The organism is Acinetobacter haemolyticus, from assembly GCF_900406815.1.
Classification (GTDB): Bacteria; Pseudomonadota; Gammaproteobacteria; order Pseudomonadales; family Moraxellaceae; genus Acinetobacter; species Acinetobacter haemolyticus_A.
In genome coordinates, this window is record NZ_OVCN01000002.1 from 56,702 (window position 1) to 81,576 (window position 24,875).

Consider the following 24,875-nt stretch of genomic DNA (forward strand, 5'->3'; position numbering starts at 1 on the left):
TGAGTTTTTTAATAATGGATGATTTACCGCAACAACGCACGCGAGCTTGGAGACGAAAGAAAAAGTTCCATTTCAGAGGTCGAGACTGTCGGCATACTTCTCTTTTGTGGAAACCCCAGAAAAAATGGAAGTACTTGTGTACCCGTCAAGATAAACTCGCTCGCTCAAAAAAATTAGGAATTGAATATCCTCGAGTTTCTAAAATGAAGAATCTAATTGAATCCCGTTTTAATTATTGGACACTATAACCCTGAACTTTTTATTCATCTGTAGTCGTAATCAATGGCGTAGTCCAACTGCTGAACGCATCTTTGCACAAGGGTATGGTCTCCATACCCGATCAGCTGGTACCAGCCGCCACGCTAAACATACAGTTTCGATCAAAGATATACTTTGGGCTGATCAAATCTTTGTGATGGAAATACGACATAAGCAACAAATTAAAGAGAAATTCTCTAAACAGCTCATGAATAAGAAAGTGTTTGTTTTAGATATCCCTGATAATTATCAATATATGGATTCTGATCTAATTGAATTACTACAACTCACGATGCAACGTTATATAGAATAACGTTAGCGTTTATTGCCTCATTCATTTTCTCTCCATATATTCTTCATGGCAATTCCATAAAGAATAGCCATATATCATTGTTTTTATGAATTTTAATGGCACAATAATAGAAATTAAAAAACCTTTTTCTGGCACAATACGTACAAAATCATTATTTACATTCTCCACGAAACTTTTATGATGTGGGGATTAAGTTATTTTCTGCTGTTTACAAAGGATTGGAGCAGAAATGAAGGAAAGGAAAAAAATGATGAAAAAGTTGCTCATTGCCAGTTTAATGATCGTTGCAAGCCATTCAACATTGGCAGCAGACAACAAAACAACCAACAAGTCTGATGTTTTTGCAAAAGCAACCCAACTCTACGAAGCAAAAAATTATCCTGCAGCATTTGCAGAAATGCAGCGTCTTGCAGAATCAGGAAATGCTCAAGCGATCTATAATCTTGGCTCCATGACCCAGCATGGTCAAGGTACCAATAAAGACGAAAAGAAAGCACTGCAATATTACCAAGATGCTTCCAATAAAGGTTTCGGGAAAGCGAGTTTTGTCATTGCCCAAGCCTATCGTCAAGGTAATTTAGGTTTAAGCAAAGACACTCAGAAATTTAAAGAGTACCTCGATAAAGCATCCAAACAGGGATCCGAAGAAGCAATTGTGGAAATCGCAACTTTATTATTTGCTCAAGGTAAACCTGAGACAGATCAAATTGCAATTCGCCAACTTAGACCATTAATTCAGAAGAATTACTATCCTGCGATGCACATCCGAGCGATTTATGACCTTGGACAAGGGGTTAAAAATAAGAATCCTGTAACGCGTCAACAAGCGATTAAGAGCATTCAATCTCTTGCTGAAAAAGGTTACGCTCCTTCTTTGATGGCATTAGGTAATATGCTAGCAAATGGCGATATTATTCAGCAAAATCTACCTGAGGCAAAAAAGATTTTTACTGAACTTGCGAGACAAGGTATACCTCAAGCTAAAGAGTCTTTAGCGAAGGTAGAACAGATCGAGGCTCAGAAGAAACAAGCTAAAGCATCGACTTCAAAACCATAACCTCTTCTTCAAATCACCAAATACCTTCTGTTTCGGCAAGGTATTTGGTGATCGCTATGCTTAGAACTGTTTCGCTATTGAAAAACCCGCACTCCAGTTACGCCCATCAGCAGGTTCATAATATCGACCATTATTAGGATTTTGATTACCGCTACTATCATTTATAATGACAGAACCCGCATAGTTTTTATCAAACAGGTTATCTACACGCGCAAAGCCATTAATGCCCCAATCAGCATATTTCCATGCATAACCCGTATAGATCGATGCCACGGTATAGCTTGCAGCAGCATCACTATTGATATCATTGACATAGACCTTATCCATAAACTGGGTATCAAGTCCTGCGTAGAAACCTTGCTCTGGCTGCCAAGTGATATTAATAAAAGCCTGATTTTTAGCAATCCCAGGAATTGCATTGCCAGATGGAATAGCAGCAGCGAGTACAGCACCATCTTTATCAAGATTGACTGGAACATCAGCATCGAATGTTGCATCGAGATAAGCATAACTGGCTGTTGCAGTTAAATCACGCCACAGCTTTTTATTCCATGTAAACTCAACACCTTCACGAAGCGTTTTGTCTGCATTTCTAAACGTCGAACGACCATTAGAAGTGCCCGCAGAAACAATATCATCTTTAGTTTTGCTCTGGAAAACAGCTAAAGTAAAATCACCGAGCTGATTTTGTGATTTTAAACCGAATTCATAATTATCGCTGGTCGATGGTTTTAGCGCGAAATTAAATCCTGATTTGTCTTTATCTGCTTGATAGGCCATTTCAGTAAAAGTAGGGGTTTCAAAGCCTTTAGCATAGCTGACATAAGCCAATAACTCAGGTGCAATTTGCCAGCTTAAAGCAGCCGATGGTAAAACCTTGTTATAATCCATTTTATCACTATCATTGCCGTTGCTTAAATAGTGATCTTTAGATTTATAATGCACATTGCTATAACGTACACCCGTATCTAAACGCCAAGTTGGTAAAAACTGCCAAGAGGCTTGTAAATAGGGATCAATATTCCATAAAGTATTGTCTTCATCACGTCGTAAAGTGCCTTTTACTCCATAAGATGGCGAGCCATTGACGAGATTAAAGTTCTCATACCCTTTACGATCTTCATCCATGCTATCAACAGCAAGCCCTGCGCTGAAGCTTATGTTTGGCAAAAGTTCTTTACTTGTCCAGCGGAAATCAGCACCATAATAATTACGCTCAAAATCAATCACACCACCCGCATGATTTTTATTTAGTTGAGCACTGTTAGGGATACATTCTTGAGTGTCTTTTTTAAAACTACATCTTGGTATAGATTGATATTGGGTGACTTGACGATTGCCAAAATAAGCCATCGCATACAACTCGTGCTGATCATTAATTGGTTTTGACCACGTTACTCCTGTTTGAGTCTGCTCAATATCTTTGCGAACATTATATCTATTCTCCGCATCATTCACTTGACGAGGATTTTTCTGCCACTGCTCTCGGCTTAAACCTTGTGGATCATTAGCATTGATCTTTACATAATTGGTAATCCAGTTCACTTTGGAACCATCTTCCAAACTCCAAGTCAGCTTGGCATTATTTTGAACTTTATCTGCATCACTGTGTTGTCGATAGCCGTTTGTATCAAAGTAAGATGAACTAATAATATAGCTTGGTTCATTTTGATTTTTGGCACCACCTTGCAAAATGATACCCGCACGATTTTTATTGTGGCTACCACCCGCATAGCTCATCTCAATTGAATCTTTGCCTTGACCTTCTTTGGTTGTTGTTAATAAAGTCCCGCCAGAAGAATTTCCATATAGTGACGAAAAAGGTCCTGTTAAAACTTCAAGATGACTTAGGCTACTTAAATCAATATTTGAGGTCTGTCCCTGCCCATCAGGCATCGTCGCAGGAATACCATCCACATAAAGGCGTATCCCTCGCACTCCAAAAGTAGAACGCGCACCAAAACCACGCATGGATAACTGTAAATCCTGTGCATAATTTTCACGATTATTTAATTGTAGGCTTGGTATACCTTTTACCAATTCGGTTAAGTTAACTTGAGCAGATTGTTGGTGCTCAGGCATGTCCATCCGAAACACTGAGGCAGGCGTATGTAAATAGTCAGTATTCATACGGGTTGCTTCGACATGGATGGTCGGTAATACAGTAACGTCTTGAACTAAGTCTTCTGCCCAAACAAGTGGGCTAGAAATGCAGCCCAAACTCATCAAAATACGATAATGAAGTCGGTCTAAACGTAATAAGGACATGCTTATTTCCTATATTCATATTGTAGTTATGATAACAAAAAGCAGTATTTGGTTTGGACATTGAATTCGACTTAACATTAAGCAAATCTGTAATACTCTTCACTAATGTCTAAAAATTGATTACCAGATGAGAATTAACGACTCAAAGAAGGATGATCTTTCCAGCAATATCGTTCAGGCCAGTCTTTTGCTTCTTCGGCATAGTCAATTCCAATACGAGGCGTCAACACCACTTCGGGCTGCGTTGATGCCGCTTCAACCCACAATCCAGATTCCTCTCCCAAGGTTTGCCCTTTTAAAGTCCGGTCAATACCTAAATGGCGTGTCAGCTTGCCTGGTCCAGCTAAAAGCTTATATTCTTTTTTAGTTGAAGCGCCATTTAAAAATGCAGATCGAATCATCACTCCTTCAGGGATACCCTCAGTTTGAGTAATGAGATTGAGCATTTCATACATGCCATAAATTAAATAGACGTAAATTGTACCGCCAGAACGATACATCACCTCAGTTCGAGCTGTGCGTTTGTCATTGTAACTATGACAAGCCTTATCACGAACGCCCAAATAAGCTTCTGTCTCAGTTATCGTACAGCGGATGACTTGGCCATCAGGTTGTCGCTTACATAATATGCAGCCAATTAAGTCATAAGCCACTTCTGAGGTTTCACGTTGAAACCAGCTTAATGGTAAAATATCTGTCATAGTATTCTCTGAAATATTACACACTACACTTTATACTCGATTCATCCAGTATATCTGTTCATTCTGCGAGTTGGCGATGCCTGAGTTACCCGAAGTCGAAACAACCAAAACCAGTTTATTTCCCCTACTAGAGCAACGCGTTCAATCCATTAAAGTCTTTAATCCGAGCTTACGCTGGCCCATTCCGAATGATCTAGATAAATTGGTTGGACAACGTTTAGTGGGACTTAAACGTCGTTCCAAGTATATTTTGGCCGAATTTGAACAAGATCAGATGCTTTGGCATTTAGGTATGTCAGGTAGTTTCCGTCTGTGCCAACCAAATGATGAATTGAGAAAACATGATCATCTGGTCATAGATTTTGAGGATCAACAACTTCGTTACCATGATCCACGTCGCTTCGGCTGTATCCTTTGGCTCGATCAGGTTCATCAAAGCAAACTGATTGATACACTTGGCCCCGAGCCGCTCAGTGAGGATTTTAATGCAGCCTATCTGCGCGAAAAGCTAAGTAAAAAAAATGTCGGCATTAAAATTGCATTAATGGATAATCATATAGTGGTTGGCGTTGGCAATATTTATGCAACTGAAAGCCTTTTCAATATTGGCGTGCATCCTGCACAACCCGCGTCTACATTAACCAAGACTCAAGTGGAAAGGCTGGTGATTGAAGTGAAACGCATCTTAAAACAAGCCATCGACTTAGGAGGTTCAACTTTGCGTGACTATAGCAACGCAATGGGTGAAAACGGTTATTTCCAACAAACCTTATTGGCCTATGGTCGAGCTGGCGAGATGTGTGTTAACTGTGAGACTACCTTGGAGAACCTAAAACTGGGACAACGTGCAAGTGTGTTTTGCCCACAATGCCAACCATTGAAACTGAAAAAAGCATAGTTTTTTAAAGGAGAACAACGCATGAAAACTGCTATTGTTCGACATATCTTAGTCAAAGATAAAGACATGGCTGAACAATTGAAAAAACGTATCCATTCTGGTGCTGATTTTTCAAAAATTGCGAAGCAATATTCAACCTGTAATTCAGCCAAACGTGGTGGCGAGTTAGGCGAAGTCAAAAAAGGACAGCTTGTTCCTGTTATAGATAAACTGGTTTTCAGTGCTGCTGAACGCGTCTTACATGGTCCGATTAAAAGTCAGTTTGGTTTCCATTTGATCGAAATCAAATTTAGAATGTGAGTCAATGACGAATACCACTCCTTAAAACACACAAGCGCTTAAAATGCTGCAATCTCGCCGAGCCGAAAGAACAATTGTAGTCGAATCGCCATAAGCAATAGATTCAAAGCGAGTTTCAAGAACTTGTAACGTTTGGCAACAAATCCATAAGAAAAATGGCAACTTATAAAATATCAGTTGCCATTCATTCCACTATTTTACTTCATTCAATCTATACATATTGGCAGATTGTAAAGAAGAAAAAGTTAGTGCACACCTGCTTTGGTGTTGGTGTTGGTGTTGGTGTTGGTGTTGGTGTTGGTGTTGGTGTTGGTGTTGAAGATGTTAAACCATCAACTGCCGCACTCAAGTTCAGACGAGGAAAACGTTGATTCGTACGGTGATCTGTCACCAATGTTCCAGTATTCTTTAAACGATTTACAATGTCATCCAAGCTCGCATTTGGTAAGGCATTATTTGCAAGCAACACAGCGACTGCACCCGCAACATGTGGAGCTGCCATGGATGTACCACTTTGAGTATAACCTCCTGCCGTAATCGGTGCTCCTGGCGCTAATAAAGTTAGGTTTGATGCACTATTACTAAAGCAAGTCACTTTATCCATATAAGACGACTGATCTGAACATTTTTGATAGTATCGTCCTCCAACATTCGCATCATAAACAGCGCCAACGCTGACCGCACCGGCTGTACATGCTGGATATGAGATACCATTGGTATAAGCATCATTACCTGAAGCAACCACAGGGATTACACCCACATTACGTAATTTTTGGAATGAATTAGTCAACGATGAAGAAGTACACGTTGAAGAATAACTGGTTGAATTACCTAAACTTAAATTAGCTGACTTGATATTGAGAGTTACCGCTTGATTCGTCACCCAGTTTAAAGCCGAAATAATATCGCTATCATAGGCACTTACACCGCGAAACACATCAAGAGCAACAATTTTAGCCTCAGGTGCCACACCAGCAGCAATTGAAGACACATTGGTGCCATGACCATTGTCATCTAATGAGTTATCTTCTGGGGCAAAATCAAGCGCATAGCTGACTCGACAACTTGCTGGCGTGCCCGGTGCAGTACAACTCCCTAAATCAGAATGTCTATAATTTGCACCTGTATCTAAAACTGCAACTGTTGTACCCGCACCTGTAAAGCCTTGAGTTTTTGCTACAGGTTGACCAATTTGGTTTAAACTCTGAGACAAAGTGGCTTTGGATACACGGTTCGGATAGACCGCTTTGACGTTTGGATTATTTAATAAATTCACTAACGCATTACGATTTTGTATACGATAAAAACTAATCGGTAAGGCATTGTAATCACGCAACAATTGAACACCCGAGTTTTGTTGGGCAAATTGATTAGTGATCATTTGTTTTTGTTGTTGGAAATACTTCCTTAACTGTGCCGCAGTCAAATTTTGGTCTGCATCGTTATAATATTCAATAATCAGGTCATTCGATGCATTTTGTAATAATGCATTGATGTCAATTTTACCCTGTTGAATTTTTTGTTTAGCAGCATTACTCAATTGCGCATTTGCAGCCTGCGGTGAAATTTGCGCTTGTACATTGCTAGCCCCAAAGGATAAACCCATGCATAGCGCTAACAGCATTTTTTTGTAAATCATAAACATTTTCCTTTTTTTTGCTTGTTTTAACAAACTATGTTGATCAGTTTGGTTCAATAATTTGGTTGCCTACATCGGTTTCTGGATCAATCGGTTGAATACTCATATCACTTTTAGTATCAACCAATTCATTGTCACCCGAAGTATTCGCGGCAGCCTGTTCAACATTAGAAGCTAACTGAGTTGGATGACTTGCATCAGTTGTGAAGGCATTTTGATCGTTTGGTGCACTTTGTGAAGTTGTATCTGTTGAATGCATATTGGCCGAAACTGACGTTTCGTTAGCAGGCTTAAAATAAACAACCAATGCAATCACCAAACCAACCACAATGACGATACTTAAGATAACTTTCATCTTATTATTCATAGCTCTGTTCACTTCTATTTATTTGCTTGAATTAAATTGCGTTTACAATCCGCACACAATCTATAGTTAAAAATTAAACAGTGACTGCCATTTATTGTCTAGATATGACACAAATTATTAATGTGAATGCTCTCACAAAAGATTTTTTTTCTTTGATTCAAATTAATAAAATTACAAAAAATTTATTTTAAAATTTTAAATGTAATAAATTTATAAATAAACAATCCATTTTTCTAGAGAATTTTTCATGACAGACAAATCACCCAATTAAATGATTTTTCAAATATATTAAGGCGATTTTAACCCTATGCAAACGACCAGAATTCGATATTTCTTAATCAAAGAAAAAGAAATGGTTCAACCATGAAAATGGATTTATTTGGATGCGGATTTTTCAAAAATTGCGAGGCAATATTCAACCTGTAATTTTGTCAAAGATGTTGTAAGCGAATTCAAAAAAGGGACAGCTTGTCGCTATCATTGATAGATTAGTTTTGAGTGTTACGTAACGCGTTTTACATGCTCCAATCAAAAAACCAATCAGCTTCCATTTATTGTCAATTAAGTTTCGAGGATGGCTTCTGGTAATCCCAAATGAGCTTAAATCTTATTTTAAGTTCATTAAAATCGCCTAAGGGCCAATTCAGTTGCCCAAGATTTAATCTTGTTTCGGCTTCATCACATAAGTCCACGCGTCTATACATTCGCCTGATGCAAGGAGAACGTCTGTTTGTACCCGCTGATATTGAAATCCTTCAAAATCATCTAACATTTGCCAATTCTCCTCTAACTTTTCGGAACGAAATAAATACCCTTGAACCAATGGATCTTGTGAGTTGAGGATGATAGCTGGCAATCCCTTATCAGGACCCCAATCTAGAATATGAACAGTTCCATGCACACTTGCTTGCTGCCAATCCCCCTCAATCGCACCTAAAATATGGGCATTTTCTCGATTTGGACACAAGGTTCCATAGACAAAAAGTCGATTCATTTCTGCACGTCCCCTCAAATATTCGCCGTATCTTAGAATGAAATTTAGGATTTTTCTATGTTGATATAACACTTTCAACACTTGGGTGCGCTATTACGCCTAATTCATTGGCAATAAAAAACGGCATATACATGCCGTTTTCTTATTCCAGAGTATTAACCCTGTTTTTTCAACTCATCACGAATTTCACGCAATAATTGCACATCTTCTGGTGTTGGTGCTGGCTCTACTGGTGCCGCTTCTTCTTGCTTGCGTAAACGATTCATCATTTTGACTAGCAAGAACACTACCCATGCCAATAATAAGAAATTAATTAATACTGTAATGAAATTACCGTATGCAAACACATTTAACCCAGCTTCTTGAGCTGCTGCCAAATTACTTAAATTGTTAGGGTTATCTCCTAACACAACAAACCAGTTGGTGTAGTCCACTTCACCACCCAAGATCCATGAAATAATTGGCATAAGAAGATCTTTGACCATAGAATCAATAATCTTGCCAAAAGCACCACCAATGATCACACCAATCGCGAGATCCATGACATTGCCTTTGATCGCAAACTCTTTAAATTCTTGAATAATACTCATCTATAACGCTCCAGAACTGAAATGAATACAACCTGTTTTGGGATTGTTTAATACACAGGTGTATATGGTTAGCATAATGTTGATAATTTAATATTTTTATCAAAAAAAGAAAGTTATTTCACACTTTAACAACATATTTTATTTTAATAAAAATATGAACTTAAGCATGCAATCGTTCTTTTCATGATGCAATAAAAAAAACCGCCAAATCAATTTGGCGGTTTTTCATTTTTCAGTTATGAAAAATTATTTATCACGGTTACGCTTACGCTCGTTTTCAGTCAAATAACGCTTACGAATACGAATCGATTTTGGTGTTACTTCAACTAATTCATCATCTTCAATGAATTCAAGTGCTTGTTCAAGCGTGTATTCAATTGCAGGTGTCAAAGTTAAAGCATCATCAGTACCAGACGCACGAACGTTAGTTAACTGTTTTGCTTTAGTTGGGTTTACAACCATATCGTCTGAACGAGAGTTAATACCCACGATCATCCCTTCGTAAACTTCTAACTGTGGCTTAGCGAATAAACGACCACGGTCTTGAAGTGTAAATAATGCATAGCCCAAGCAAGTCCCTTGAACCATAGAAATTAATACACCATTTTGACGCTTCGCTACGCTACCTTGTTTCACAGGGCCATAGTGAGAGAAGCTTGATGTCATGATCCCTGTACCAGAAGTCATGGTCAAGAATTCAGAACGGAAACCGATCAAGCCACGTGAAGGAACTGTTGCTTCAATACGGATACGGCCTTTGCCATCTACTTCCATATTGGTCATTTCACCTTTACGGTGACCCATTTGTTCCATTACAGCACCTTGATGCTGTTCTTCAACGTCAAAAGTTACATTTTCATACGGCTCTTGTCTTTCGCCATCAATTTCTTTGATGATTACTTGTGGACGTGATACGCCCATCTCGAAACCTTCGCGACGCATGTTTTCAATTAATACTGAAAGGTGAAGTTCACCACGACCAGAAACTTTGAAACGGTCTGGACTGTCAGTATCTTCAACACGTAATGCGACGTTGTGAATCAATTCGCGATCAAGACGCTCGCGGATATTACGTGAAGTTACGAATTTACCTTCTTTACCAGCGAACGGTGAGTTGTTTACCTGGAATGTCATCGAAACTGTAGGTTCATCTACAGACAATGCTGGTAATGCTTCAACATTTTTCGGATCACAAATCGTGTCAGAAATATTTAATGCATCGATACCTGTGATACAAACGATATCACCTGCAGAAGCAGATTCAACATCAACACGCTCTAAACCGTGATAACCCATGATTTTTAGGATACGACCGTTACGCGTCTTACCTTCTTTATCAATTACGGTTACTGGAGTATTTAACTTAACAGAACCACGTTGAATACGACCAACACCGATAACACCGACGAAGCTATTATAGTCAAGTGAAGAAATCTGCATTTGGAATGGACCATCAACGTCTACTGCTGGTGGCTCTACGATATCAACGATAGTTTGGAATAACGGCGTCATGTCGTCCGCTAATTCTTCTGGTGATGGACCCGCCACACCACGAAGACCAGAAGCATATACAACTGGGAAATCCAATTGCTCATCAGATGCACCTAAGTTATCAAACAAGTCAAATACTTGATCAATAACCCAGTCACAACGTGCACTTGGCTTGTCAACTTTGTTAATAATAACGATTGGCTTCAAACCACGAGCAAATGCTTTTTGAGTTACGAAGCGAGTTTGTGGCATTGGACCTTCTTGAGAGTCAACAAGAAGCAATACACAGTCAACCATCGACATTACACGTTCAACTTCACCACCGAAGTCTGCGTGTCCCGGGGTATCTACGATGTTGATACGGTATTCAGTATCCGTACGCTTATCTAACCATTTGATCGCCGTGTTTTTAGCAAGAATGGTAATACCACGTTCACTTTCAAGCGCATTCGAGTCCATGACACGCTCAATCTCACCCGCGCGTTCGCCGAGTGCACCAGATTGTTGAAGTAATTTATCGACAAGCGTGGTTTTACCGTGGTCGACGTGCGCAATAATTGCGATATTGCGGAGATTCTTAATATCAGACATAGAATTCGAAACGCTTAAAATTTGAGGGCAAATTATACAGAAAAATACTACGCTTTAGTAGTGACAGTTTATTGACATGTGATTTTTTTTCTGACGAAACGTTACAGAATCGTTGGTAAAGTAGGCTAAGTCTATTAGAATATTCCACTAATGCTTACCTGTTTTATATACTCCCATGTCGAATCCCCAACCCCAGCAACAATTAGATCTGGTCTATGGCCTGAATGATCGTCCGAAACCTTTTGTTGCATTTTTAGCCGCTTTACAACATCTTTTAGCGATTTTAGTCCCGATCGTTACCCCTGGCTTATTGATTTGTTTAGCCTTAGGCGTATCTCGTGAAGATACCAATATGATCCTTTCAATGTCCTTGATTATCTCAGGGATTGCCACTTTTTTACAATGTAAAAAAGTGGGACCATTTGGTGCAGGACTTTTGATCGTTCAGGGCACAAGCTTTAATTTTATTGGTCCAATCATTGGTATTGGTAGCGCGATGGTCGCGGCGGGCACACCAGTTGAGCAAGTAATGGCTGCAATTTTTGGTGTAGTCATCGCAGGTTCATTTATCGAAATGGGAGTTTCACGAATCCTACCTTGGGTGAAAAAGCTGATTACCCCTTTGGTGACGGGTATTGTGGTTTTGCTCATTGGTCTCACCCTGATTAAAGAAGGCTTGATTAGCATGGGTGGTGGTTATACTGCCATGCAAGACAACACCTTTGCCAATGCAGATAATCTCATTATGTCTTGTAGCGTACTCGGCATCATTATTTTATTGAATCGTATCCGTATTATTTGGGTGAAAAGTTCAGCAATTTTAATTGCCTTAATTATTGGTTATATTCTTGCTGGATTTAGGGGACATTTAAATTTTTCAGCACTGAGTGAAACCCCACTGATTCAAATCCCTACCCCGATGCATTTTGGTTTGAGCTTCTCATGGAGCCTATTTATTCCAATGGCGTTCATTTATTTAGTGACATCGCTTGAAGCAATTGGCGATGTAACAGCGACTAGTAAAATTTCCAATCAACCTGTTGATGGCCCTGTGTGGATGCAACGAATTAAAGGCGGTGTATTGGTCAATGGCGCCAACTCATTCTTGGCTGGTATTTTCAATACTTTCCCAAGTTCTGTTTTTGCACAAAATAATGGCGTTATTCAACTGACTGGTGTGGCCAGTCGTTATGTCGGCATCTGGATTGCAATCTTACTGATTCTATTAGGCTTGTTCCCTGCTGTTGCGGCAGTTATTCAAGCTGTGCCTCAGGCCGTTTTAGGCGGTGCAGTGATGGTCATGTTTGGCGCTGTAGCGGCTTCTGGAATTAATATTTTGTCGGGAATCCACTTAGATCGTCGTGCTTTGTTGATCATTGCAATTTCATTAGCACTGGGTTTGGGAGTCGCTCAAGTTCCGCAGATTCTAGAACACCTCCCTGAATTGTTTAAGAATATTTTCAGCTCAGGTGTTGCGACTGGCGGCATTGCTGCATTGGTTTTAAATCTTGTTTTACCTGAAACTCACAAATAATCATCCAACCATAGCAAACACCCAGTTTGACCACTGGGTTTTGTTTTGATGAGAGATCAATATGGATCCACGTAGCGAAGTTGTCTTACGTCAACAAGATTATTTAAACGGGCATGTGTTATTGATTAATGCCCCACATGATCAACTGAATAAAAATATGCCGAGTCAAGTCCAAACTTCGATATGGACTTGGAATTATGCAGATCATCAAAGCTTTGTTAGCCATCAAATTAACTCATATTTCTCAATTGAGTTTCCTCAGATTACGGTTGATCAAGTCATCATTTTTGTTCCGAAATCAAAAGAACTTCTCAACTATCTTTTGCATGTTGTGGTGAGTCATTTAAAACAAGGGCAACATATTTTTTTAGTGGGTGAAAAAAAAGGTGGCGTTGAACGTGCAGCTAAACAATTACAAAGCTATGGAAAAACATTCAAACTCGACAGTGCTAGACATTGTCAATTATGGCAAATGCAAATCGAAAAAACTGAACAATTAAAACCACTTGACCATTGGTTAAAAACTTACACCGTAGATGTTGGGCAAGATCGCCTAGAGGTCTGTGCCTTACCTGGTGTTTTTAGTCAAGATCATTTAGATACTGGAACGGCAGTGTTAGTCCCTTACCTTCAACAGGTAAAATCGGGTAAGATTGCCGACTTTGGTTGTGGCGCAGGCATTATTAGTGCGTATTTAGCCAAGCTTCATCCAAACCAACATATTTTTGCGCTTGATGTTGATGCATTTGCATTACGGTCGACTGAGATGACATTTCAACGTAATGGGCTGGACTTGGCTCATTTACATCTTCAGCCTGTAACAGGCTTTGCCGACGCGCCAAAAGACTTAGATGCAATCGTAAGTAATCCGCCTTTTCATCAAGGAATTCATACGGATTACGATGCCAGTGAAACATTATGTCGACGAGCAAAATCACACTTGAAACGTTCAGGTGAGTTATGGATCGTGGCGAATCGTTTCTTAAATTATCCTCCATTGATTGAACAAAGCTTTGGAGAATGTATGGTGAAAGCAGATCAACAAGGCTTCAAGGTGTTATTCGCCTGTGCAAGTAGGGTCGGCTGATATTTCAGCCTACAACGCAATTCATTTATAAAGTGTCAACCGACCCTTATAGTGTTTAAGGATTTTTTATGAGCGATACATCTGCTCCCCAACAGCTTCTGCGTAAGCTTGGTGCCCGCCATCTCAATATGATCGCTATTGGTGGCTCTATTGGTACAGGCTTATTTCTCGCTTCAGGTTCAACCATTGCTAGTGCCGGTCCAGGCGGTGCATTATTGGCATATGCCTTAATCGGTCTAATGATTTATTTTTTAATGACCAGTTTAGGCGAACTCGCAACGCATACACCCACTTCTGGGGCATTTTTCACTTATGGTAGCCGTTATGTGGAAAGTGGGTTCGGCTTCGCTTTAGGTTGGAACTATTGGTACAACTGGGCAATTACAGTTGCATTTGAGCTTGTTGCCGTACAGTTCATTATGAAGTTTTGGTTCCCTGATCTTCCAGGATTTTACTGGAGTGCCATTTTCCTGGCTGTCATTTTTGGAATTAACGCACTCACGGTAAAAGGCTTTGGTGAAAGTGAATTTTGGTTCTCAATGACCAAAGTTGTTGCAATTTTGATCTTTATCATTATTGGTATTTTCATGATTGTTAAGATCATGCTCACACCAGATGTTTCCGCTTTTAGCAATTGGACTAAAGGGGATGCACCTTTTGTAGGTGGCTTACAAGCTATGATTGGCGTGGCAATGATTGCAGGATTTTCATTCCAAGGCACAGAAATGGTTGGGGTTGCAGCAGGCGAATCTAAAGATCCAAAGAAAACCATTCCGATTGCAATTAAACAAATTTTCTGGCGTATCTTGTTGTTCTATATCTTATGTATTTTCATTATTGGTACATTGATTAGTTATGACAACCCACTGCTATTACACGCAGCAGAAAGTAAAGACATTGCGCTATCACCATTCACTTTATTGTATGAAAAAGCAGGTTTTGCTTTTGCAGCGAGTGTCATGAATGCGGTTATTTTAACTGCGATATTATCTGCGGGTAACTCAGGCATGTATTCATCGACACGCATGCTGTTTGATATGGCTAAACAAGGGCGTGCACCGAAATGGTTTGCCAAACTTGACCCTCGTGGCGTACCTATGAATGCCCTATATGCAACCACTGCCGTCGCTGCACTGTGTTTTTTAACCACGTTTATTGGTGAACAAGAGGTTTTCAACTGGTTACTGAACATGTCAGGAATGTGTGGCTTTATTGTTTGGTTGGGAATTGCGATTTCACATTATCGTTTCCGTAAAGGCTATCTAGCACAAGGTTACCGTCTTGAAGATCTCGCTTATCGTGCTAAATTCTTTCCATTCGCACCGTGGTTTGCATTTATTCTGTGTTCAATCATTATTCTTGGTCAGAACTACCAAGCTTTAATTGGCGGAAAAATCGATTGGATCGGGCTTATCTCGACCTATATCAGCATTCCTTTATTCTTGGTAATTTGGCTAGGTTATAAGTGGAAACACAAAACTAAGCTCATTGCTTATCAAGATATGAATGTTAAACCAGGTGAATAAACTACATAAGACTTGACCAAAATTTAAATATGAGTAGAATCTTTGCTCATATTTTAACGGCAACATTTATTTTAGGAGGACGACACGCATGCCAACATTACAAGGAACAACTTACTAAGATTTGGCGCGCTGTCGACTCACGGACAAGTGGCAAATCAACTACTTGTCCGAATGACTACTTAAACCTAGCATTCGCTAGGTTTTTTTATGCCTATTCGGACCCACTATAAAATAAGAGAGAATCTTATGGGCATACAAAAAATCCTCAATGCAGATGCTCAATATGGCGTGCCAGTGAAAATATTCACTCACGATATTGATCAGGAAAGCATTGAACAACTTAAGAAAATGGCACAACTTCAATTTGTTTATTCACATATTGCAGTGATGCCTGATGTACATGTCGGCAAAGGTGCGACTGTGGGCAGCGTTATACCTACAAAACATGCCATTATCCCTGCCGCAGTTGGTGTAGATATTGGTTGTGGTATGAATGCGATCCGCTTGAATCTAAAAGCTGATCAGTTACCTGACAACCTTGCACCGATACGCCATGCGATAGAACGCAAGGTTCCTGTAGGTTTTGAATTACACAAGCAGGTTAAAGCGAAAGCCTCGAGTATTATTCCATTGGAAAAACGCTTGCAGCCTATCATTAAGAAACACCCTGGTCTTGTCCGAATGCTCAGAAAATTTGACGCAACTTGGCAAAAACAATTGGGAACTTTAGGTGGTGGTAATCACTTTATTGAACTTTGCCTTGATGAAAATCAAGATGTTTGGGTCATGCTTCATTCTGGCAGTCGCGGTTTGGGCAATGTGATTGGCACCTATTTTATTGAGCTTGCAAAGAAAGAAGCGCAACATCGTTTTGGGCATGTTCCTGACAAGGACTTGAGTTATTTTGCTCAGGGCTCAAATAGTTTTGATGATTATGTTGAAGCTGTGGAATGGGCACAAAGTTATGCTTTCGAAAATCGTCGTGAAATGATGCGTCTGATATTAGAAGCGATCCGCCCTCTTCTACCAGCCTTTCAGATGACGAAAGAAGCGATCAATTGTCATCATAATTATATCAGTCAGGAAAATCATTTTGGTGAAGACCTATTCATTACACGTAAAGGTGCAATTCGAGCAGGTCAAGATGAACTCGGCATTATTCCAGGCTCAATGGGTGCTCGCTCTTATATTGTGAGGGGGAAAGCCAATCCTGAATCTTTCTGTTCGTGTTCACATGGCGCGGGAAGAAAAATGAGCCGTAATAAAGCAAAGTTAATGTTTAGCCAAGATGATCTGATTCAACAAACTCAAGGTATTGAATGTCGAAAAGATGCAGGTGTCATCGATGAGATCCCTAGCGCCTACAAAGACATAGATGAAGTCATGGCCAATCAATCTGATTTGATTGAGGTTGTCCACACCCTCAAGCAGATTTTATGCATTAAAGGATAAACAAATGAAACTTAAAAAAATGCCACAAATCAAAGTACGCAATCCTGTTGCTTTGTCACCTTTACTCCAAAAGGGTGGAATCCATGAGACAGAGAAGCCACGTGCACAGCATCGCCGTGATCGCCAACATGCCAAACAGCAGCTCAACAAAGGTGTTTGGTAGGACTACCTAACCTAGACTTCGATTTAACTTTTAGAATAAGGAGAGATAAAATGAATATTTACAGCGTAATAACCATCAAAAAAGCGACTCAATATGAGTCGCTTTTTTTCAGCTCAAAAACTCAATTATTGAGCTTGTTGTTCTGGTTGTACTAAAACAGTACGGCTACCAGAAATCGCAGCAAATACGCGACGGTTCATAGCACGACCTTCTTTAGTGTTATTGTCAGCAATCGGTTGATCCCAAGCGAAACCTTGAGTAGACAAACGAGATGCATCAACATTGTATTCGTTTACAAGCGCTGATTTAACAGAGTTTGCACGAGCTACAGATAAGCGTTCGTTCAATGCACGTGGACCAGTGTTATCTGTGTGACCTTCAATACGAGCAGTCGCATTCGGGTACTCAGCTAATTTCTCTGCTACTTTTGCAATTTCAGACTTAAATTGTGGCTTAATGTCTGATTTGTTTGTATCAAAGAATACACGAAGTTCCATGTTAAGGTCTTCAACCAACTCTTGTGGTTGTGGAGCAACTGGAGTTGGTTCAACTGGAGCAACTTCTACTACTGGAGTAGCAGGCTTCAAGTGACCACCAAGAACAACGTTTAAACCCGCAAGCGCTGTATAGTTCCAGAATTTTTCATCAAAATGATATGTACCACGAGCTTCAGTACGAAGAGATAAAGCATCGTTTAAACGCCAGAATACACCACCGCCTGCATTGGCTAATGTACCTTCTTGCTTACCACCGTAGATGTCATCACCTTCATATTTATAATGACCAGCACCAGCCAATACATATGGCTTGATTTTGCTGTCATAGTTTTTAGTGATGAGGTCAGAAGTTACATAAGCATTACCAGCAATATTACGACCTTTATAATCGTTACTTGTACTCGTATCACCTTTGATTTGACTATATTCAACTTCTGCACCTAACCAAGGTGTTACTTCAACACCAATAGCAGCACCAACGAATAAATCATCTTTAAGCTCTGGGCTTGGCGTCAATTGACCTTTATCACCACGATTATTATGTTCAGTATCAAACATTGTATAACCAAGCATTAAAGGGGTTACTGTTACACCAGCATTCGCTGCAGCGAAAGGAGCAGTAACAAGCATAGCAAGTACAATACGACTCAATTTCATGAATATCTTCCTAAAAACAAAAGGTTTGCCCTGTAAACTTTAATAGTTTTGAATACAAAGAAATAGCTTTAATTGCATCTTTTTCAGCTACCCACTTTATGTTGAATCTTACAAAATACCTGATTCATTTTACAAGTATTCAATCAACAGCTTACTGAAAAGGACGTATTTCTCGCTGCAAAATCTACCAAACTCTAATTTGGCAATCGTTATTAAAGCTGCGAGAGTTTATCACTTTTTAATCAAAAACTTAACAAAATCTAGAAATACCAGCGATAGAACTAAATAATTCACACCGTTTATTCAATATTGGTACATAATTATTCTAATCATTCGTTTGGTTTTATTTAGATCACCATAAAAAAATCTTACCCCTATAAAAAAAGCGACTCATGTGAGTCGCTTTTTTCAGATCATTTCAATAACTTGAAATTATTGACCTGGTTGTACTAAAACAGTACGGCTACCAGAAATCGCAGCAAATACGCGACGGTTCATAGCACGGCCTTCTTTAGTTTTGTTGTCAGCAATCGGTTGATCCCAAGCGAAACCTTGAGTAGACAAACGAGATGCATCAACATTGTATTCGTTTACAAGCGCTGATTTAACAGAGTTTGCACGAGCTAAAGATAAACGTTCGTTCAATGCACGTGGACCAGTGTTATCTGTGTGACCTTCAATACGAGCAGTCGCATTCGGGTACTCAGCTAATTTCTCTGCTACTTTTGCAATTTCAGACTTGTATTGTGGCTTAATGTCTGATTTGTTTGTATCAAAGAATACACGAAGTTCCATGTTAAGGTCTTCAGTTAACTCTTGTGGTTGTGGAGCAACTGGAGTTGGTTCAACTGGAGCAACTTCTACTACTGGAGCAGCAGGCTTCAAGTGACCGCCAAGAACAACGTTTAAACCAGCAAGAGCTGTATAGTTCCAGAAGTCTTCATCGATATTATAAGTACCGCGAGCTTCAGTACGAAGAGATAAAGCATCGTTTAAGCGCCAGAAAGCACCAACACCCGCATTACCTAAAGTACCTTCTTCTTTCAAACCACGACCAACACGACCTAACTCTGCTTCGTTAGCATCAGTGAAAGAGTATTTGTAATGACCAGCACCTAACAATACGTATGGCTTGATTTTGCTGTCATAGTTTTTAGTGATCAAATCAGAAGTAACATAGAAGTTACCGTTGATTTGTTGTTGCTTATATTCTGAGTTAGCAGCAAGGCTGTCAACATCACCTTTAACTTGGTTATATTCAACTTCGAAACCTAACCAAGGAGTTAATTCAACACCAATAGCAGCACCAACGAATAAATCGTCTTGGATTTCGCCACCGTTAGTTAAGTGCTTATCACCATTGTTGTGTTTAGTGTCTTGGAATGTGTAACCAAGCAATAATGGAGTGATTGTTACGCCCGCGTTAGCAGCAGCTAAAGGAGCAGCAACAAGCATAGCAAGTGCAATACGACTCAATTTCATGGATATCCTCCAGAGATAACAATTGTTTGTTGTTCAAGCTTCGCCTATGATTTTTGGCCACTGCGAACAGGGTCTGCCCTACAGTATTTTTTTTAAGCTATTCACTTCACTTTGAATCATACAAACACTTGATGAAATTTCCAAGTGCTTGATAACTTTAACCTCGCAAATTATTGACAAATTTTCTTACAATTTCCGTTGTAGTTCAGTAAATTTTAATTCGGCGTAAAAGAATGAATAGCTTATTGTACACTTTCTTCAATTTTAGCAGCATTTAATGAAGGAAGTAATCTTTAGTTTGTCTAGATATTAAACTTAATTTAATAAATATGATCTTTACTTAACACTTTGTTAATAAAAAAATTACAGAAACATTATATAGGTAAAAAAATGTTTAAAGATTTAGGATTCACAATCAGTGAATTAATTACTTCTGTGGCGATTTTGGCAATTTTAGTTACTTTTGGTATCCCTCATTTCAAAGAGTTGATGATCTCGAATGAAGCGAAACAATTAAAAAGAACACTCACAATTCACATACAAAAATCCAAATCTGACGCACAAATTTATCAAAAAAATGTGACCTTGTGCGCAAGTCATGATTTACAAACATGTGGAAATAACTGGAACCAAGGAATCATCAGCTTTTTAGATATCAATAATAATCGTCAACGGGATCCCTCAGAAACCCTGTTATACGCCATTCCATTGAACTACAAACATGGGCAGCTAGAATGGAGAGGTACGTTGAGAATCAACTCAGTCACATTTCAGGGTAATACTGGATTACCGCGAGGATCGAATGGTAGCTTTTTCTATTGCTCAACTTCGCCTCAACACCATCTGCGAATTAAATTAAGTCAAATGGGACACCTTAGCCCTGAACCACTGGTAAGTTGCTAAGAACTGTTCAGTCTAGCTTAAGCGATGTAAAACACTTTCTTCACTGCTTTTTTTTACTATACTGCATAGGTTTTGAACATTTCTCTGCAAATATATAAGTCTGGAGACACAGAATGACTGACATCGTAATTGTTAATGGCGCTCGTACAGCAATGGGCGGCTTTCAAGGCGCATTATCTAGCTCAACTGCACCTGAACTAGGCGCAATCACAATTAAAGAAGCAATTGCTCGCTCAGGCTTACAACCAACTGATGTCGAAGAAGTCATCATGGGTTGCGTATTACCTGCTGGCTTAAAACAGGGCCCTGCGCGTCAAGCAATGCGCAAAGCTGGTTTACCAGACTCAACGGGTGCGGTCACCATCAATAAACTATGCGGCTCAGGCATGAAAGCTGTTATGCAAGCGACTGACATGATCAAAGCAGGCAGCGCAGAAATTGTGGTTGCAGGTGGCATGGAATCAATGACTAACGCTCCATATATATTACCCAAAGCACGTGCTGGTTATCGGATGGGCCATGGCGAAATCAAAGATCACATGTTCTTTGACGGTTTAGAAGATGCAGAAACTGGTCGTTTAATGGGTTCATTTGCACAAGATATGGCAAATACGCGTGGCTATACCCGTGAACAAATGGATGATTTTGCGATCCGCTCATTACAACGTGCCCAAAAAGCCATTACTGAAGGTTATTTTAAAGATGAAATTGTTCCTGTAACTGTTTCAACTCGTAAAGGTGATGTTGTTGTCGATCAAGATGAACAACCTTTGAATGCTAAAATTGATAAAATTCCAAGCCTAAAACCAGCTTTTGCAAAAGATGGGACAATTACCGCTGCCAATGCCAGTTCGATTTCAGATGGCGCTTCTGCACTTGTACTCACTTCAAGTGATGTTGCAGCTCAACGAGGCTTACAACCTTTAGCAAAAATCGTTGCAACAGCATCTAACTCTCAACACCCTTCAGAGTTTACCATTGCACCAGTGGGCGCAATTGAAAAAGTGTTGAAAAAATCGGGCTGGGATGCACAAGACGTAGATTTATGGGAAATCAACGAAGCTTTTGCAATGGTAACCATGTGTCCAATTGACGACTTCAAACTTGATGCTGAAAAAGTAAATATTAATGGTGGAGCATGCGCCCTCGGTCACCCAGTAGGCTCTACAGGTTCACGTATCATTCTTACATTAATCCATGCGCTTAAACGTACGGGTGGTAAAAAAGGCGTTGCGGCGCTGTGTATTGGTGGTGGTGAGGCAACCGCCGTTGCTGTTGAATTGATTTAAGCCCCAAATCTACAGCTAAGAATCCTGCTTTTTGCAGGATTCTTTTTTAGAATTACAAAAAATAATGCACCATTCGTTAAAAATATCGATAATTTATATTGTGTAAAAAAAGAACAAGGACCTTCTCATGCAATTAAATCATTATTTAAATTTTCAAGGACAAGCTGAACAAGCATTCAACTTTTACAAATCTGTATTTGGTGGTGAGTTTTCAATGTTAAGTCGTTATGGAGACTTACCTCCAGAAGAAGGCGTAACATTCACAGAAGCGGAGAAAAATTATGTACTTCACGTTTCTTTGCCAATTAATTAATGAATCTACAATACTCATGGCATCGGATGTGAATGATCAATTTTGCGCTCCAAATAGTGTGTTTACCCAAGGCAACAATCATTATATTTCGATTAATTTAGATGCAAATGAAATAGATGAAGCCAAACGTTTATTTGATGCGCTTTCACACAATGGACAAATAGAAATGCCATTAGAACAAACATTTTGGGGTGCGCTGTACGGAGCATTTACCGATCAATTTGGTATTAAATGGATGATTAACTGCCAACTTGCACCAGAAACATAAAAAAGCTGAACATTTAAATGTTCAGCTTTTTTTTCAGACAGGACTTAAGCCCCTGTCTGATAACTTGCTTGTGGTACAGCGGTAGAAGCCTGATAAGGATTGGTAAAATCTTGAAGCCCTGCCGCAGCTTCATGGATATCTTTCCCTTCTTTCACCACAAAAGTATCAAAGCCAGAACGTTTTAAATAATTTAAAACATCTTTGAAGATATCACCGACGGCACGTAATTCACCTTGATAACCTTGGCGACGTAACAGCGCAGCAAATGAATACCCACGACCATCATTAAATCCAGCAAATTCAATGAAAATCGCATCAAGTTCATTTAATGGAAATTGATGAGTTTCAGGCGAATCATTCACAGTGATATACAGCGCTTTTTTACCTTGTATATTTGCTAATTGATCTAATTGAGCAGTTGTAACAACAACATCACCTTGTGGAATCACACCATCTTCAGCAATGACTTGATAGGTATTATCAGCAATTGTACCGTCTTTAAAAAGCACTTGTAGCGAAGTATTAAGCATAAGCTCGCTCCTTAAATGGTTGAATACCAACACGGCGATATGTGTCAATGAAACGCTCACCCTCTGTACGTAGATCGAGGTAAGTATTCAAAATTTCTTCAATAACATCGGGCACTGCGTCCGCCGCAAAAGATGGTCCTAAGATGTCACCGATTGAAGCGTCATGATCTGCATTACCGCCCAATGTGATTTGATAGAACTCAGCACCTTTTTTATCTACACCGAGAATACCAATATTTCCTACATGGTGATGACCACATGCATTCATGCAACCCGAGATATTTAAATCTAGCTCACCTAAATTATAGATGGTATCCAAATCTTCAAAACGACGTGTAATCGCCTCTGAAATTGGAATAGATTTGGCATTTGCCAATGAACAGAAATCTCCGCCAGGACAGCAAATAATATCCGTGATAAAACCGATATGTGCACGAGCCATATCGTTTTGTTCAAGTGTTTGCCACAACTCAAACAAATCTTTTTGAGGCACATCCACTAACGAAATATTCTGTTCGTGTGTGGTGCGGAATTCACCAAAAGTATATTTATCAGCTAAGTCTGCAATTAAGTTCATTTCCTCTGACGTCATATCGCCCGGTGCAATACCCGCACGCTTCAAGGAAATCGTCACGATACGATAGCCCTTGACTTTATGCGCATTGGTATTGACATTGAACCATTGCTTAAATTTAGGATATTCAGCAAATAATGCCGTAAAATCTTGATCTTCTAAATCTTGATAATCAAATGGGGTAAATTCTTCATCTAACTTTTTCAAGATTTCAGGCTGAATCTTCAAAGCTTCACGTGTGTGTTCAAATTCAGCTTCAACTTTCTGAGCAAACACTTCAGGCGTTAATGCTTTTACCAGAATTTTAATACGTGCTTTATATTTGTTATCACGACGACCATGCAAATTATAAACACGCAATGTCGCTTCAAGATAAGCAATTAAATCTTCACGCGGTAAAAACTCACGAATGACACTACCAATGATTGGGGTACGACCCAATCCCCCACCAGCCATGATTTTATAGCCTATTTCACCCGCCTCGTTACGCACGATATACACGCCAATATCATGGAATGCTGTAGCAGCACGGTCGGTTTCAGCGAGTGCAGAAACTGCAATTTTGAATTTACGAGGTAAGAATGCAAATTCCGGATGGAATGTACTCCATTGACGAATCAATTCGCATGTTGGACGTGGATCAGCAATCTCACCCGCAACAACGCCAGCAAACTGATCTGTTGTCGTATTACGAATACAGTTACCAGATGTTTGAACCGCGTGCATTTGTACTGTTGCCAATTCCTCAAGAATATCTGGCACATCTTCCAACGCAGGCCAATTTAACTGGATGTTTTGACGAGTCGATACGTGTGCATATCCACGATCATACTCAGTCGCAATCTCAGCAATTTTTCGAAGTTGTTTTGTATTCATCAAGCCATACGGCACGGCAATACGCAACATAGGTGCGTAACGTTGCACATATAAACCATTTTGCAAACGTAAAGGACGGTACTCGTCTTCAGTCAATTTTCCCGCTAAATAGCGTTCTGTTTGATCACGGAACTGAGCAACACGTTGATTAATCAGTTGTTGATCGAAATCAGTATATAAATACATGGCGTACGGCTAGTAAATTCATGATAAAGGCAGTTAGCATAGCGAGCTTTTTATCATCAATAAAATGCTTT

At 39.5% G+C, this 24,875-nt stretch carries 23 protein-coding genes and 2 pseudogenes; 14 read left to right on the forward strand and 11 right to left on the reverse strand.

Annotation, left to right across the window (positions count from 1 at the left end; translation table 11 throughout):
• Positions 1–14: 14 nt before the first annotated feature.
• From DK207_RS15910 to DK207_RS01720, 3 genes are all read left to right on the forward strand, one after another.
• On the forward strand, positions 15–248 hold the full coding sequence (locus tag DK207_RS15910) for a hypothetical protein (protein ID WP_075314906.1): 234 nt from the start codon (positions 15–17) through the stop codon (positions 246–248).
• Positions 249–250: 2 nt separating this feature from the next.
• Positions 251–571, forward strand: a complete 321-nt coding sequence (locus tag DK207_RS01715) for a low molecular weight protein tyrosine phosphatase family protein (RefSeq protein WP_109439819.1) — start codon at positions 251–253, stop codon at positions 569–571.
• A gap of 250 nt (positions 572–821) precedes the next feature.
• Entirely contained in the window at positions 822–1,628 is an 807-nt protein-coding gene (locus DK207_RS01720) for a tetratricopeptide repeat protein (RefSeq protein ID WP_109439709.1), read from the forward strand.
• Positions 1,629–1,688: 60 nt separating this feature from the next.
• On the opposite strand, the gene DK207_RS01725 is transcribed toward DK207_RS01720, so the two are convergent.
• A complete protein-coding gene (locus DK207_RS01725) occupies positions 1,689–3,896 on the reverse strand; it encodes a TonB-dependent receptor (protein ID WP_109439710.1) in 2,208 nt (735 codons plus the stop codon).
• Between the two features lie 134 nt (positions 3,897–4,030).
• Positions 4,031–4,597 carry a DNA-3-methyladenine glycosylase gene (locus DK207_RS01730; protein ID WP_109439711.1) on the reverse strand — a complete coding sequence of 189 codons (567 nt, stop codon included), beginning with the start codon at positions 4,595–4,597 and terminating at the stop codon, positions 4,031–4,033.
• A gap of 76 nt (positions 4,598–4,673) precedes the next feature.
• Here DK207_RS01730 and mutM point away from each other — a divergent pair, with 76 nt between their 5' ends.
• Both mutM and DK207_RS01740 read left to right on the forward strand, forming a co-directional pair.
• On the forward strand, positions 4,674–5,495 hold the full coding sequence (gene mutM / locus DK207_RS01735) for a bifunctional DNA-formamidopyrimidine glycosylase/DNA-(apurinic or apyrimidinic site) lyase (RefSeq protein ID WP_109439712.1): 822 nt from the start codon (positions 4,674–4,676) through the stop codon (positions 5,493–5,495).
• A 21-nt stretch (positions 5,496–5,516) separates the two neighbouring features.
• Positions 5,517–5,795 (forward strand): peptidylprolyl isomerase, encoded by a 279-nt coding sequence (locus DK207_RS01740; protein WP_004669452.1) that lies wholly within the window; start codon positions 5,517–5,519, stop codon positions 5,793–5,795.
• Positions 5,796–6,006: 211 nt separating this feature from the next.
• On the opposite strand, the gene DK207_RS01745 is transcribed toward DK207_RS01740, so the two are convergent.
• Complete coding sequence (locus tag DK207_RS01745; protein ID WP_109439713.1) at positions 6,007–7,434, reverse strand: S8 family peptidase; 1,428 nt, start codon at positions 7,432–7,434, stop codon at positions 6,007–6,009.
• Positions 7,435–7,477: 43 nt separating this feature from the next.
• Positions 7,478–7,789, reverse strand: coding sequence for a hypothetical protein (locus tag DK207_RS01750; RefSeq protein ID WP_228247931.1), 312 nt, complete (start codon positions 7,787–7,789; stop codon positions 7,478–7,480).
• 319 nt (positions 7,790–8,108) lie between these two features.
• On the opposite strand from DK207_RS01750, the pseudogene DK207_RS15915 reads away from it, so the two are divergent.
• Positions 8,109–8,436, forward strand: a pseudogene (locus DK207_RS15915) (peptidylprolyl isomerase).
• Positions 8,437–8,459: 23 nt separating this feature from the next.
• On the opposite strand, the gene DK207_RS01760 reads toward DK207_RS15915, so the two are convergent.
• The 3 genes from DK207_RS01760 to typA all read right to left on the reverse strand — a co-directional run bounded on the left by DK207_RS01760 (position 8,460) and on the right by typA (position 11,467).
• Complete coding sequence (locus tag DK207_RS01760) at positions 8,460–8,795, reverse strand: gamma-glutamylcyclotransferase family protein (RefSeq protein WP_109439715.1); 336 nt, start codon at positions 8,793–8,795, stop codon at positions 8,460–8,462.
• Positions 8,796–8,950: 155 nt separating this feature from the next.
• On the reverse strand, positions 8,951–9,385 hold the full coding sequence (gene mscL, locus DK207_RS01765; RefSeq protein ID WP_109439716.1) for a large conductance mechanosensitive channel protein MscL: 435 nt from the start codon (positions 9,383–9,385) through the stop codon (positions 8,951–8,953).
• A gap of 246 nt (positions 9,386–9,631) precedes the next feature.
• Positions 9,632–11,467, reverse strand: coding sequence for a translational GTPase TypA (gene typA / locus DK207_RS01770; RefSeq protein WP_109439717.1), 1,836 nt, complete (start codon positions 11,465–11,467; stop codon positions 9,632–9,634).
• A 175-nt stretch (positions 11,468–11,642) separates the two neighbouring features.
• Between typA and DK207_RS01775 the strand changes: the two genes are divergently transcribed.
• The 5 genes from DK207_RS01775 to DK207_RS15800 all read left to right on the forward strand — a co-directional run bounded on the left by DK207_RS01775 (position 11,643) and on the right by DK207_RS15800 (position 17,229).
• Complete coding sequence (locus DK207_RS01775) at positions 11,643–13,001, forward strand: uracil-xanthine permease family protein (RefSeq protein ID WP_109439718.1); 1,359 nt, start codon at positions 11,643–11,645, stop codon at positions 12,999–13,001.
• A 61-nt stretch (positions 13,002–13,062) separates the two neighbouring features.
• Positions 13,063–14,088: a methyltransferase gene (locus DK207_RS01780; protein ID WP_109439719.1), complete on the forward strand. Its 1,026-nt coding sequence runs from the start codon at positions 13,063–13,065 to the stop codon at positions 14,086–14,088.
• Positions 14,089–14,156: 68 nt separating this feature from the next.
• Positions 14,157–15,614 (forward strand): amino acid permease, encoded by a 1,458-nt coding sequence (locus DK207_RS01785; protein WP_109439720.1) that lies wholly within the window; start codon positions 14,157–14,159, stop codon positions 15,612–15,614.
• A 246-nt stretch (positions 15,615–15,860) separates the two neighbouring features.
• Entirely contained in the window at positions 15,861–17,066 is a 1,206-nt protein-coding gene (locus DK207_RS01790) for an RtcB family protein (protein WP_109439721.1), read from the forward strand.
• Between the two features lie 4 nt (positions 17,067–17,070).
• The gene (locus DK207_RS15800) at positions 17,071–17,229 is read left to right on the forward strand and encodes a hypothetical protein (protein WP_171293613.1); all 159 of its coding nucleotides are present in this window, start codon (positions 17,071–17,073) and stop codon (positions 17,227–17,229) included.
• 125 nt (positions 17,230–17,354) lie between these two features.
• On the opposite strand, the gene omp38 (DK207_RS01795) is transcribed toward DK207_RS15800, so the two are convergent.
• Both omp38 (DK207_RS01795) and omp38 (DK207_RS01800) read right to left on the reverse strand, forming a co-directional pair.
• Positions 17,355–18,383, reverse strand: a complete 1,029-nt coding sequence (gene omp38, locus DK207_RS01795; protein WP_109439722.1) for an outer membrane protein Omp38 — start codon at positions 18,381–18,383, stop codon at positions 17,355–17,357.
• A 432-nt stretch (positions 18,384–18,815) separates the two neighbouring features.
• The gene (omp38, locus tag DK207_RS01800) at positions 18,816–19,865 is read right to left on the reverse strand and encodes an outer membrane protein Omp38 (protein ID WP_109439723.1); all 1,050 of its coding nucleotides are present in this window, start codon (positions 19,863–19,865) and stop codon (positions 18,816–18,818) included.
• A gap of 390 nt (positions 19,866–20,255) precedes the next feature.
• Here omp38 (DK207_RS01800) and DK207_RS01805 point away from each other — a divergent pair, with 390 nt between their 5' ends.
• The 3 genes and pseudogenes from DK207_RS01805 to DK207_RS01815 all read left to right on the forward strand — a co-directional run bounded on the left by DK207_RS01805 (position 20,256) and on the right by DK207_RS01815 (position 22,638).
• A complete protein-coding gene (locus DK207_RS01805; protein ID WP_109439724.1) occupies positions 20,256–20,768 on the forward strand; it encodes a GspH/FimT family pseudopilin in 513 nt (170 codons plus the stop codon).
• Positions 20,769–20,881: 113 nt separating this feature from the next.
• Positions 20,882–22,057 (forward strand): thiolase family protein, encoded by a 1,176-nt coding sequence (locus tag DK207_RS01810; RefSeq protein ID WP_109439725.1) that lies wholly within the window; start codon positions 20,882–20,884, stop codon positions 22,055–22,057.
• A gap of 127 nt (positions 22,058–22,184) precedes the next feature.
• Positions 22,185–22,638: pseudogene (locus DK207_RS01815) on the forward strand (VOC family protein).
• 44 nt (positions 22,639–22,682) lie between these two features.
• Here DK207_RS01815 and DK207_RS01820 read toward each other — a convergent pair.
• A complete protein-coding gene (locus DK207_RS01820; protein ID WP_109439726.1) occupies positions 22,683–23,168 on the reverse strand; it encodes a DUF934 domain-containing protein in 486 nt (161 codons plus the stop codon).
• On the reverse strand, positions 23,161–24,804 hold the full coding sequence (locus DK207_RS01825) for a nitrite/sulfite reductase (protein WP_005089243.1): 1,644 nt from the start codon (positions 24,802–24,804) through the stop codon (positions 23,161–23,163). The genes DK207_RS01820 and DK207_RS01825 overlap by 8 nt, the downstream gene beginning before the upstream one ends.
• Between the last annotated feature and the right edge of the window lie 71 nt (positions 24,805–24,875).